Source organism: Mycobacterium celatum, from assembly GCF_002101595.1.
GTDB classification, from domain to species: domain Bacteria; phylum Actinomycetota; class Actinomycetes; order Mycobacteriales; family Mycobacteriaceae; genus Mycobacterium; species Mycobacterium celatum.
In genome coordinates this window covers 18,081-30,543 of the sequence record NZ_LQOM01000015.1, presented here as the reverse complement: position 1 = coordinate 30,543, position 12,463 = coordinate 18,081, and the positions used below count along the sequence as shown (strand labels likewise).

The following is a 12,463-nucleotide window of genomic DNA, read 5'->3' as shown; positions in this document are numbered from 1 at the left end:
TGACCGGTGTTTCTGATGGCTAGCTGTGAAACGCGGCCTTAACGGGGCTTTGCCAGTGGGAAGGGCAGCGTTTCGCGGATGCTGCGCCCGGTGATCAGCATGACGACGCGGTCGACCCCCATGCCCAGCCCGCCGGTCGGCGGCATCGCGTATTCCATGGCCTGCAGGAAGTCCTCGTCGAGCTCCATCGCTTCCGGGTCGCCGCCTGCCGCCAGCAGAGACTGTGCCTGCAGGCGTCGCCGCTGCTCCACCGGGTCGGTCAGCTCGCTGTACGCGGTTCCCAGCTCGATACCCCACGCCACGAGGTCCCAGCGTTCGGCGACACCTGGCTTGCTGCGATGCCGTCGGGTCAACGGCGACACGGAGGTCGGAAAGTCGGTGTAGAACGTCGGTTGCCCGGTTTTTGCCTCAACGAGATGTTCGTAGAGCTCCAGCACCACCGCGCCGGCATCCCATCGGGGCAGGTAGGGGATTCCCGCCGCGTCGGACAGCTTGCGCAGCTTGACCAGTTCGGTGCCGGTATCGACCTGCTCGCCGAGCGCCTCGGACACCGCCTCGTGCACGGTCTTGACCGGCCATACGCCGGAAATGTCGACCGGTTCCAGCCCGCCGTCTGAACGCGGCCGCATCACCACCGGTGCGCCGTTGGCGGCTTCGGCCGCGGCCTGAATCAGCTCCCGGCAACCGTCCACCCACGTCAGGTAGTCGGCGTGCGCCTGGTAGGCCTCCAGCAGAGTGAACTCCGGGTTGTGGCTGAAGTCGACACCTTCGTTGCGAAATGCGCGGCCCAGTTCGAATACTCGCTCCACGCCACCGACACACAGCCGCTTCAGGTACAGCTCCGGCGCGATACGCAGGTACAGATCCAGGTCGTAGGTGTTGATGTGCGTGACGAAGGGGCGCGCGGTGGCGCCGCCGTGGACTTGCTGCAATATCGGTGTTTCGACTTCGAGAAAACCCTTGGCGGTCAACGTCTCCCGAATCGCGCGCAGTACGCTGCTGCGGGCCGTTATCAGTTCACGGGAGTCTGCGTTGATCGCCAGGTCCACGTAGCGGCTGCGCACCCGCGCTTCCGGGTCGGCCAGGCCGGTCCATTTGTTGGGCAGCGGACGCAGACACTTTCCGATCAACCGCCAGCGCAGCACGATCAGCGACCGGGTCCCGGTCTTGGAGAAACCCATCTGCCCGGTCACCTCGACCAGGTCGCCGAGGTCGATCGCCGTGGTGAAGTCCCCGGCTCGGCCTTGCTCGAGGACCGAATTGTCGAGCAGCAGCTGCATTTCGGCCGACCAGTCCCGCAACACCGCGAACAGCACACCGCCGAAGTCGCGGATCCGCAGCACCCGGCCGGACACCGACACGGTGCTCTGATCCTCGACGTCCAATGCCTGGGCGATCGTATGACTCGGCGGTTGCCCCACCGGATAAGCGTCAATACCGCTGTCCTGCAACTTCTTCAGTTTTGCAAGCCGGACTCGCATCTGTTCGGGCAGCCGCCGGCGGGGCGCGTCGACGTCCGACGCCTCGACCTTGCGCAGGCTGGAGACATCCGGCGTCGAGCCGTCGTGGTGCAGCAGCCCGGTTTCCACCAGGACCGGCGGCACGGACGGATGATGGCCGGTGTGCTGCTCGTTGCGCCGCGAAAACGGCAGCACCAGAAAGCCTTCGGCGATCACCGACGCCACTCCGACCCGCGGGATCAGCCGGGCCTCTTCGTAGCACGCGTAGCGGGGCAGCCACTCGGGTTGGTATTTCATGTTCGAGCGGTACAGCGTCTCCAACTGCCACCAGCGGGAGAAGAACACCAGCAAGCCGCGCCACAACCGGGCAACCGGGCCGGCTCCGAGCTGGGCGCCCTGCTCGAACGCGGAGCGGAACATCGCGAAGTTCAGTGAAATACGGTTGATGCCAAGGTGTTCGGCGTTCAGTGCGAGCTCGCTGACCATCAGCTCGATGGTGCCGTTCGGCGACTGCGGCGAACGCCGCATCAAATCGAGCGAAACCCCGGTTTGTCCCCACGGCACCAGCGAGAGCATCGCCACCACCCGGTCGTGCTGGTGCAGCGCCTCGACCAGCAGACAGTCACCGTCGGCGGGGTCGCCGAGTCGGCCCAAGGCCATCGAGAAGCCCCGCTCGGTCTCGGTGTCCCGCCAGGCATCCGCGCACTTGATCAACTGCGCCATCTCGTCGGCGGAAATGTCGCGGTGCCGGCGGATGCGCACCGACAGCCCCGCCCGGCGCGCCCGTGTCACCGCCTGGCGCACCGCACGCATGTCGGGGCCGGACAGTTTGAAGTCAGCGGTGTGCAGGATCGCCTCGTCGCCCAACTCCAGCGCGTTGAGGCCTACTTCCCGAAACGCTTTGGCCGCTTGGGAACTGGCGCCCATGACGCCGGGTGCCCAGCCGTAGGTCTGGCACAGTTGCAGCCACTCGTCGATGACTTGGGGCCACGCCCTCGGGTCGCCCACCGGGTCGCCGCTGGCCAGGCAGACGCCGACCTCGACGCGATAGGTAATCGCTGCACGGCCACTGGGCGCGAAGATCACCGACTTGTCCCGGCGGGTGGCGAAGTAGCCCAGCGAATCGTTCTTGCCCCACAACTCGAGCAGTCCGCGGATGGCCGACTCGTCTTCTCCGGTCAGCGCGTTCTCGGCGCGCTGGGAGCGGAACAGCACGATCGCGGCGATGATCAGCGCCAGACCGCCGAACAACCCGAACAGGTCGTTGAGGAAGATGTGCGGTCTGCCCGTGAACGAACCCTGGCCGGCCAGCGCGAACCCGACGACGCGGTCGACCACGTAGAAGAACCGGTCGTCGTGTTTGAGCGATCCGGGAAAGAGTTCGACCAGCCCCCAGGCCAGCGCAATCCCGACCGCCCACCCGGCGACCAGCGTGACCGCCGCCTTGAGGAGCGCGCCGCGGCGAACTTTGGCCCAGAACTCCCGGTAGGCCAACACCAGCAGGGCGATCGCGGACAGGTGCACGGCCAGACCGACGTTCTCCCCGATGGTCTCCACCGCGCTCTTGTCCGGTGTCGTCAAGTCGGCGATGTTCCATCCGGCGGCAAGAAGCAGGTTGAGCACCAGCAGCCACCAGGCGATGCGTTTGCGTGCGGTCAGCGCGGCGGCCAGCAGCGCCAGCACGAACGACCAGGCGAAGCTGGTGTCGGGGAAGTTGAAAAGGTAGTCGTTGATGAATTCGCGGGGCACCTTGATGGCCCACCGCACCAACGGCGACACACTGGCCAGCAGCGACAAGGTCGAGATCACACCGACGGTCCAGCCTGCGGCGGCGGGGACCCAGTGATAGCGCGAGGCTGGCCGGCTCTTGGAGCGGTGCACAGTGAGTGTCACAGACCGCGAGGATATTCCCTCAGACTCCGAATCGCCTGCGCAGCAAGCCGCGCATGTCGGGTTGACGCATCGGCACTGCTAGACTTGGCTACGCGACCGTCCCGGCGAACGCCAGGGACAGCAAGTGGAGTCCCACTCCCACCGTTGGCCAGATCGGCTCAACGGTCCGGTCACCGGCACCTTGCGGTGCCGGTTCTGCGGACAACGCAGGCGGCTCGGCCCCGTGAGGGGTCCGCGACCGGTCGGCACTGGGCCCTGCTTACGCAGGGCTTTTTTGCTGGTGGCGTGGTGTTTCGCCCGCTGGATCTCCTACACGGGTCGGCCGCGACCGAGAACAACGAACCCAGGAGGCCCCATCAGCACTGAGACCCGCGTCAACGAACGCATCCGCGTACCTGAAGTCCGCTTGATCGGCCCGGGGGGGGAGCAGGTAGGCATCGTGCGTATCGAAGATGCACTCCGCGTCGCCGCGGACGCCGATCTCGACCTTGTCGAAGTCGCCCCGAACGCCAGACCACCCGTCTGCAAGATCATGGACTACGGCAAGTTCAAATACGAGGCGGCGCAGAAGGCGCGCGAGTCTCGCAAAAACCAGCAGCAGACCGTCGTCAAGGAACAAAAGCTGCGACCCAAGATCGACCCTCACGACTACGAAACCAAGAAGGGTCACGTGATCCGCTTCCTGGAAGCGGGATCCAAGGTCAAGGTCACCATCATGTTCCGCGGACGCGAGCAGTCACGGCCCGAGCTGGGCTATCGACTGCTGCAGCGCCTGGGCGCCGACGTCGCCGATTACGGATTCGTCGAGACGTCGGCCAAGCAGGACGGACGCAACATGACGATGGTGCTGGCACCGCACCGCGGCGCGAAGACTCGCGCCAGGGCGGCGGAACAGGCCGGCGGCCCCACTCCCGCACCGGCACACAGCGGCGACACCGAAACGTAAACCCAGAAGACAGCAGAACTGAGGACACATGCCCAAGGCCAAGACCCACAGCGGGGCCTCGAAGCGGTTCCGGCGCACCGGAACCGGAAAGATTGTGCGCCAGAAGGCGAATCGCAGGCACTTGCTGGAGCACAAGCCGACCACGCGCACCCGCCGTTTGGAGGGACGTACCGCGGTGTCAGCCAACGACACCAAGCGCGTCAACAAGATGCTGAACGGCTGACCGGCACCACCACCCGACGATAGGAACATTCCATGGCACGCGTGAAGCGGGCAGTCAACGCCCAGAAGAAGCGGCGCACCGTCCTGAAGGCCTCGCGAGGCTATCGCGGCCAGCGCTCTCGGCTCTACCGCAAAGCCAAAGAGCAGCAACTACATTCACTGAACTACGCCTTCCGCGACCGCCGTGCGCGCAAGGGTGAGTTCCGCAAGCTGTGGATCTCGAGGATCAACGCGGCTGCGCGCGCCAACGACATCACCTACAACCGGCTGATCCAGGGCCTCAAGGCCGCCGGTGTCGAGGTCGATCGCAAGAACCTGGCCGAAATCGCGGTGAGCGATCCTGCCGCGTTCACCGCACTGGTCGACGTCGCACGTGCCGCGCTGCCCGAGGACGTCAACGCTCCGTCCGGAGAGGCGGCTTAAGCCGGTTGACCCGGTGCTCACCGAACGCTCGGCCCGCGTGGTCGCGGCGGTCAAGCTGCATCGGAACGTCATGCGCCGCCGCACCCGGCGGTTTCTGGTGGAAGGCGCGCACCTTGTCGAGACGGCGTCCCGGCGCGGCCTGATCCGAGATCTCTTCGCCACCGAATCTGCAGCGCAGCGGTACGACGGGCTGCTCAAGCGCCAGGATGCTCCGGTGTACCTGGTGACTGAGCGCGCGGCAAAGGCTTTGTCCGACACGGTGACTCCGGCGGGCCTGGTCGCAGTCTGTGAGATGCCGGCCGCGAGCCTCGACGACGTGCTGGCCGGCGCGCCCCGGTTGATCGCCGTCGCGGTCGACATCAGCGAACCGGGCAACGCGGGCACCCTGATTCGTATCGCCGACGCGATGGGCGCCGCGGGGGTGATCCTCGGTGGGCACAGCGTCGACCCCTACAACGGCAAGTGTTTGCGTGCCTCGGCCGGAAGTATTTTCTCGGTTTCCGTTGTCGTCGCACCGGATGTCGGCGCCGCCGTGGCTGCGCTGCGCGGTGCGGGCCTGCAGGTGCTGGCCACCACGTTGGACGGCGAATTAGCCCTGGACGAAGCCGATCTCACCACACCGACGGCGTGGTTGTTCGGGACGGAGTCCCACGGTCTGTCGGCTCAGGTGGCCCGGCTCGCTGATCACCGGGTGCGGATTCCGATGTCCGGCGGCGCGCAGAGCCTCAACGTGGCTGCGGCCGCGGCGATTTGCCTTTACCAGAGCGCACGGGCGCTCTAGCGGCGATCGCAAGCGCGGCGAAGCCGGGCGCGGCGGGTCGCCGCCATCGACGTAGCTCAGGCGGCCTTCCCCCGGCCTCGGGCCGGGCGCAGACCGGCCAGCGAGAAGGTGGTGTGAACCAGTGACCCGGCACGTTCGAAGATCGTTCGCCGGGGCGGGAAGTAGTGCATCGGCAGTCCGCGGCGGTCCCGCGGCGGCGCCATGAATCGCGGGGCCTCCACCAGCGGCGCGTCGGCGGGAATTCGGCCTTCCGCCCGCCGGTAGGCGGCCAGCGCGCGCGGATGGAGCCGGATCTCGTCAGGAACCGCCAGAAACGCCAACTCGACTACTTTGCCGAACAGCCGCAACAGCACCTCGTCACCCGGTGTCCAGCGCATGCCCGCCTTTTCCCGAACGGGCGGATCGAACAGCCCGGCCGCGATCCAGCGCTGCCCGGCCGACAGCGGCTTGAACAACTGGTCCCAGAGCGGTGTGGGCATCAGCACGAACTTCGGCTTGGGGATCCGGATGTTGAAGATGTCCAGCGTGGCCTGGTTGATTTCCAGCTCCTCGCGACACACCCGGTCCCAGTACTCCTGAAACTCCTCCCACGACTTGGGCACCGGCCGCATGCTCATCCCGTACATGCGGTACCACTGCACATGCTCGTCGAACAACTGCCGCTTTTCGGCCTCGGTCAGCCCGCCGCAGAAGTACTCGGCCACCTTGATCACCAGCATGAAGAACGTCGCGTGCGCCCAGTAGAAGGTTTCGGGGTTCAGCGCGTGGTAGCGCCGGCCCGCGGCGTCGACGCCTTTGATCGTGTGGTGGTACTGCTTGATCTGCTCGCCGGTCTGGGCGGCCCGGTCGCCGTCGTAGACCACGCCCATGATCGGGTACACCGAGCGGGCCACCCGTTGCAGCGGTTCGCGCAGCAGGATCGAATGCTCCTCGACGCCGGCGCCCAGCTCCGGATACATGTTCTGGATCGCGCCGATCCAGACGCCCATCATTCCGGTGCGCAGGTCGCCGAAATACTTCCAGGTGAGCGACTCCGGCCCGAGCGGCTGGGCCGTGGCGGACTTACGCTTGGCGGCTGCGACGGGCCGGGGTTCGGCGGACGGCATCAACGTCGGTGTCATCATGGCCTCCGGGGTCCTGGTGAACTCCACGATAAGGCTGACAACGTATGTTGTCTATGATTTCGGGGTGGGCCGCGCGGTCGTGTTACCGGGCGTCGGCCCCCTCGATGCGTGCGCGTGATCAGGCAATTCGTTGCCCAGGGTGGCGCATGCCACCACGCCGGTCGTTGCCCGCCGCTCACGGCAGCACATACCCTGGGTCACGTGGAACTCGGGTCCCCTCCGGCGTCCGGCGAGCCCGAGCAAACGGCGACCGCGCCGGCACCGTATGCAGCCAAGAAACGTTCCCCCGTGTCGATCCGCGGGGCGGCGGAGTGGCTGCGCGAACGCAACCAGAGCCCGGGCGTCGTCGACCTGATCCGGCGAGCGAGGCGCGTGCTGCCCGGCGACCCCGAGTTCGGCGATCCACTGTCCACCGCCGGTGAGGGCGGTCCGCGCGCCGCCGCCCGCGCGGCGGATCGCCTCCTCGACCGCGAGGGCGCCTCGCGCCAGTTTGGGCTCGGCGCGCTGCAGGTGTGGCAGGCGTTGACCGAGGCGGTTTCCCGACGCCCGGCCAACCCCGAGGTAACGCTGGTGTTCACCGACCTGGTGGGGTTCTCGTCGTGGTCTCTGCAGGCCGGTGACGACGCGACGCTGACGCTGTTGCGGCGGGTTGCCCGGGCCGTCGAACCGCCGTTGCTCGACGCTGGCGGCCACATCGTCAAGCGGATGGGCGACGGCATCATGGCGGTATTCGCCGATCCGCTTGTCGCGGTCAACGCGGTCTGCGCCGCACAGCGCGCCGTGAAGTCGGTTGAGGTGAACGGGTATCGGCCACGCATGCGGGTCGGCATCCACACCGGGCGGCCGCAGCGGCTGGCCTCTGACTGGCTCGGTGTCGACGTCAACATCGCGGCACGCGTGATGGAACGCGCCACCAAGGGCGGCATCATGGTCTCCGGAACCACTCTCGATCAGCTGGCGCAGTCCGATTTGGACGCGTTGGGAGTGGTCGCCAAGCGGATGCACCGGCCGATGTTCGGCGCCAAAACGCCCGGGCTTCCGCCGGACTTGGCCATCTACCGACTAAAAACTGCCAGGGATTTGTCAGGTGCCGACGAGGCATCGGACGACGATCCGCAGGCATAGTAGATGCCGATGATTTTCGACATACTGTCCCGGCTTGCCCGGGTGCGGCTCACGGTCGGTTACGCAGCAACTCTGGCAGCGGTGTCCATCACGCTTTTGATTCTCGGTCCGCAGGTGCAACAGCAGGTCATACGCAACGCCAGCACGAACGTGCACAATCTGGCGCACGGGCACCTGGGCACCCTGTTCGGCAGCGCATTCGTCACCGACGCCGGTCCCATGTACGTGTGGCTGCCCGGTCTGGTGTGCCTGCTCGCCCTGGCCGAGCTGATCTGGCACAGCGGACGGACGGCGGTGGTGTTCGTCACCGGGCACATCGGTGCGACGCTTCTGGTCGCCGCCGGCCTGACCGGTGCGATCGAACTGGGCTGGCTGCCGTTGTCGATCGCACGCGCCAGCGACGTCGGCATGAGTTACGGCGCCGTCGCCGTGCTGGGCGCGCTGACCGCCGCCGTCCCGTCGCGGTGGCGTCCGGTGTGGATCTGCTGGTGGGTTCCGGCCGGTGTGGCGGCCGCGGCCATCGGCGCGGAGTTCACCGATGCCGGTCACGCGGTCGCGCTGGTGTTGGGCATGCTGGTCGCCGCCCGGTTCGGGCGGCCGGCTCCGTCCGCGTGGACGCCGTTGCGCTACGCGCTGCTGACTGTGGCGGCGGCGTTCGGGTTTTTGCTGCTGGCCCATACCCCGTGGTCGGCGGTCGCCGGTGCCGGCGTCGGCGCGCTGGGTGCCTTGGTGGCCGACGGGGCTGTCCGGTACCGCCAGATGCGCCGACCGCTGCGCGCCCCTGCATTGTAGCCCGCGCTGAGCGCCTGACGATTCCGCCGCGCGGCGGTCCCCGTAAGTCGATCACCTATGATCATCACTTGCGTCACACCCGTGTCGTAAATCCGTGCTTACCAAGGAGACTGTCGCCGCGTGGGTGACCGACCCCCCGAGCAGTGGGCCCTGTCGCCGGAGGCGCTGACCGAAGCGGTCGATGCTGCCCGGCAGGCGTTTGCCGCCGCGACCGATCTCGATGCGCTGGCACGCGCCAAAACCGAGCACCTCGGTGACCGTTCGCCGCTGGCGCTGGCCCGCCAAGCCCTTGCGACGCTTCCCAAGTCCGACCGCGCGGACGCCGGACGGCGCGTCAATGCCGCCCGCGGCGACGCCCAGCGCAGCTACGACGAGCGGCTGGCGGCGCTGCGCGCCGAACGGGACGCGGCGGTGCTGGTTGCCGAGGCCATCGACGTGACGTTGCCGTCGACCCGGCAGCCGACCGGCGCTCGCCACCCGATCACGATCCTGGCCGAGCGCATCGCCGACAGCTTCCTCGCGATGGGTTGGGAGTTGGCCGACGGGCCGGAGGTCGAAAGCGAGCAGTTCAACTTCGACGCGTTGAACTTTCCCGCCGATCACCCGGCGCGCAGCGAACAGGACACCTTCTACATCGCGCCCGAGGGGTCGCGGCAGCTGCTGCGCACCCACACGTCGCCGGTGCAGGTTCGCACGTTGCTCGGACGCGAGTTGCCGGTCTACGTCCTGTCGATCGGTCGCGCGTTTCGCACCGACGAGCTCGACGCCACCCACACCCCGGTCTTCCACCAAGTGGAGGGGCTGGCCGTGGATCGCGGCCTGTCGATGGCGCATCTGCGCGGGACGCTGGATGCGTTCGCCCGCGCCGCATTCGGGCCCTCGGCGCGCACCCGGTTCCGGCCGCACTTCTTCCCGTTCACCGAGCCGTCGGGCGAGGTCGACGTGTGGTTCGAGGGCAAGAAGGGCGGCGCCGGCTGGGTGGAGTGGGGCGGTTGCGGCATGGTGAACCCGAATGTGTTGCGCGCGGCCGGCATTGACCCGCAAGCGTATTCGGGGTTCGCGTTCGGCATGGGCCTGGAGCGCACGCTGCAGTTCCGCAACGGCATTCCCGACATGCGTGACATGGTCGAAGGCGACGTGCGGTTCTCGCTGCCGTTCGGAGTGGGGGCCTGATGCGCGTTCCGTACAGCTGGCTGCGTGAGGTTGTCGCGCGCGGCGCCCCGGACTGGGATGTGCCCGCCGACGAGCTCGAGCAGACGCTGCTGCGCATCGGCCACGAGGTGGAGGAAGTGATTCGGCTCGGCCCGGTCAGCGGTCCGCTCACCGTCGGTCGGGTGGCGGAGATTGACGAGCTCACCGAATTCAAGAAGCCGATCCGCGCCTGCCTGGTCGACGTCGGCGAGGACAAGCTGCGCGAAATCATCTGTGGTGCAACCAATTTCGCGGTCAATGACCTGGTGGCGGTGGCGCTGCCCGGCACCGTTCTGCCCGGCGACTTCACGATCACCACGCGCAAGACCTACGGCCGCACGTCCGAGGGAATGATCTGTTCGACGGCCGAACTCGGTTTGGGCGCAGACCATTCCGGCATCCTGGTGCTGCCGCCTGACACCGCCCGGCCCGGCGACGACGGCATTGCGGTGCTCGGTTTCGACGACGTCGTATTCCACCTGGCGATCACCCCCGACCGCGGCTACTGCATGTCGGTGCGCGGCCTGGCCCGCGAGATCGCCTGCGCCTACGACCTGGACTTCGTCGACCCCGCCTCGAGCGATGTGGTGCCGCCATTGCCGGTCGACGGCGAAGCCTGGCCTTTGACCGTGCAGCCCGACACCGGGGTGCGAAGGTTCGCCCTGCGGCCGGTCACCGGGATCGACCCCGCCGCGGTGTCGCCCTGGTGGCTGCAGCGGCGGCTGCTGCTGTCCGGTATCCGGGCGATCTCACCGGCCGTCGACGCGACCAACTATGTGATGCTCGAGCTCGGGCACCCGATGCACGCCCACGACCTCAAACGGATCACCGGTGGCTTCGACGTGCGGTTCGCTCGGCCCGACGAGACCGTGGTCACTCTCGACGACATCGAGCGGCGGCTCAGCCCGGCGGACGTGCTGATCGTCGACGAGGTCGCGACCGCCGCGATCGGCGGCGTGATGGGGTCGGGCAGCACCGAGATGCGCGACGACTCCACCGACGTGCTGCTTGAGGCCGCCGTGTGGGATCCCGCCGCGGTGTCGCGCACTCAGCGGCGGCTGCACCTGCCCAGCGAGGCCGCCCGCCGCTACGAGCGCGCGGTCGACCCGGCGATCTCGGTGGCCGCGCTGGACCGCTGCGCGGTGCTGCTGGCCGAGATCGCCGGCGGCACGGTGTCCCCGACGCTGACCGATTGGCGTGGCGACCCGCCCCGCGACGACTGGTCACTGCCGCCGATCCGGATCGCCACCGACCTGCCGGACCGTACGGCCGGGGTCCGGTACCCGGGCGGCACCACCGCGCGACGGCTGACCCAGATCGGCGCGGCGGTGACCGGCGATGACGTGTTGACCGTGACGCCGCCGAGTTGGCGTCCCGACCTGCTGCAACCCGCCGACCTGGTCGAGGAGGTGCTGCGGCTGGAGGGGCTGGACATCATCCCGTCGGTGCTGCCGTCGGCGCCGGCGGGCCGGGGCCTCACTGCTAGGCAGCAGCGCCGGCGCGCCGTCGGCAAGTCGCTGGCGCTGTCCGGCTACGTCGAGGTCCTCACTTCTCCGTTCCTGCCCGCCGGCGTGTTCGACGCCTGGGGGCTTCCCGCCGGCGACCCGCGCCGCAACACCACCCAGGTGCTCAACCCGCTGGAGGCTGACCGCCCGCACCTGGCCACCACGCTGCTGCCCGGCCTGCTGGAAGCGTTGGCGCGCAATGTATCCCGCGGTCTCGTCGACGCGGCACTGTACTCGATCGCGCAGGTGGTCCAGCCGACCGAGCACACCCGCGGCGTCGAGCCCATCCCGGTGGACCGCCGTCCCACCGACGACGAGATCGCGCAGCTGGACGCGTCGCTGCCGCGGCAGCCGCAGCACGTCGCCGCAGTGCTGGCCGGCCTGCGCGAACCCCGCGGACCCTGGGGCCCCGGCCGGCCCGTGGAAGCCGCCGATGCGTTCGAGGCGGTGCGGATCGTCGCCCGCGCCAGTGGGGTCGAGGTGGTGTTGCGAGCCGCCCGGTACCTGCCGTGGCATCCGGGCCGCTGCGCCGAGGTGCTCGTCGGCGACACCGTCATCGGGCATGCCGGCCAGCTGCATCCGGCGGTGATCGAACGGTCCGGCCTGCCGAAAGGCACCTGCGCAATGGAGTTGAACCTCGACGCCGTGCCGATCACCGAGACGCTGCCGGCGCCGCGGGTCTCGCCGTTTCCTGCGGTGTTCCAGGACGTCAGCCTGGTAGTCGCCGCGGATGTCCCGGCGCAGGCGGTGATGGACGCAGTCCGCGACGGGGCCGGTGAGCTGCTGGAGGACATCCGGCTGTTCGACGTCTACGTCGGCCCGCAGATCGGGGAGCACCGCAAATCACTGACGTTTGCGTTGCGGTTCCGGGCGCTGGATCGCACGCTGACCGAGGACGAGGCCAGCGCGGCGCGCGACGAGGCGGTGCGCCACGCCGCCGAGCGTGTCGGCGCTGTCTTGCGTGCCTGACTTCCCACGGCGAGCAGACGCAGAATCGCGTC

General features: G+C 68.3%; 10 protein-coding genes. 8 read left to right on the top strand and 2 right to left on the bottom strand.

Annotated elements, in window-relative coordinates:
* Positions 1–38 precede the first annotated feature (38 nt).
* Positions 39–3,353, bottom strand: coding sequence for a bifunctional lysylphosphatidylglycerol synthetase/lysine--tRNA ligase LysX (lysX, locus tag AWB95_RS03495; protein WP_084707442.1), 3,315 nt, complete (start codon positions 3,351–3,353; stop codon positions 39–41).
* Positions 3,354–3,708: 355 nt separating this feature from the next.
* Here lysX and infC point away from each other — a divergent pair, with 355 nt between their 5' ends.
* From infC to AWB95_RS03475, 4 genes are read left to right on the top strand one after another with little or no spacing between them, the layout of a single operon-like run.
* A complete protein-coding gene (infC, locus tag AWB95_RS03490) occupies positions 3,709–4,299 on the top strand; it encodes a translation initiation factor IF-3 (protein WP_084707365.1) in 591 nt (196 codons plus the stop codon).
* Between the two features lie 28 nt (positions 4,300–4,327).
* A complete protein-coding gene (rpmI, locus tag AWB95_RS03485) occupies positions 4,328–4,522 on the top strand; it encodes a 50S ribosomal protein L35 (RefSeq protein WP_045383206.1) in 195 nt (64 codons plus the stop codon).
* Positions 4,523–4,554: 32 nt separating this feature from the next.
* Positions 4,555–4,944 (top strand): 50S ribosomal protein L20, encoded by a 390-nt coding sequence (gene rplT / locus AWB95_RS03480; protein ID WP_062541479.1) that lies wholly within the window; start codon positions 4,555–4,557, stop codon positions 4,942–4,944.
* 13 nt (positions 4,945–4,957) lie between these two features.
* A complete protein-coding gene (locus AWB95_RS03475; RefSeq protein ID WP_062541478.1) occupies positions 4,958–5,725 on the top strand; it encodes a TrmH family RNA methyltransferase in 768 nt (255 codons plus the stop codon).
* A gap of 56 nt (positions 5,726–5,781) precedes the next feature.
* Here AWB95_RS03475 and AWB95_RS03470 read toward each other — a convergent pair whose 3' ends face one another.
* A complete protein-coding gene (locus AWB95_RS03470; protein WP_099539713.1) occupies positions 5,782–6,831 on the bottom strand; it encodes an oxygenase MpaB family protein in 1,050 nt (349 codons plus the stop codon).
* 219 nt (positions 6,832–7,050) lie between these two features.
* Here AWB95_RS03470 and AWB95_RS03465 point away from each other — a divergent pair, with 219 nt between their 5' ends.
* The 4 genes from AWB95_RS03465 (at position 7,051) to pheT (ending at position 12,431) form a co-directional block, all read left to right on the top strand.
* The gene (locus tag AWB95_RS03465; protein ID WP_085167651.1) at positions 7,051–7,974 is read left to right on the top strand and encodes an adenylate/guanylate cyclase domain-containing protein; all 924 of its coding nucleotides are present in this window, start codon (positions 7,051–7,053) and stop codon (positions 7,972–7,974) included.
* Positions 7,975–7,983: 9 nt separating this feature from the next.
* On the top strand, positions 7,984–8,766 hold the full coding sequence (locus AWB95_RS03460; RefSeq protein ID WP_085167665.1) for a rhomboid-like protein: 783 nt from the start codon (positions 7,984–7,986) through the stop codon (positions 8,764–8,766).
* 120 nt (positions 8,767–8,886) lie between these two features.
* A complete protein-coding gene (gene pheS, locus AWB95_RS03455; RefSeq protein WP_085167649.1) occupies positions 8,887–9,939 on the top strand; it encodes a phenylalanine--tRNA ligase subunit alpha in 1,053 nt (350 codons plus the stop codon).
* The gene (gene pheT / locus AWB95_RS03450) at positions 9,939–12,431 is read left to right on the top strand and encodes a phenylalanine--tRNA ligase subunit beta (protein WP_085167647.1); all 2,493 of its coding nucleotides are present in this window, start codon (positions 9,939–9,941) and stop codon (positions 12,429–12,431) included. Before pheS ends, pheT begins: the two co-directional genes overlap by 1 nt.
* Positions 12,432–12,463: the final 32 nt, after the last annotated feature.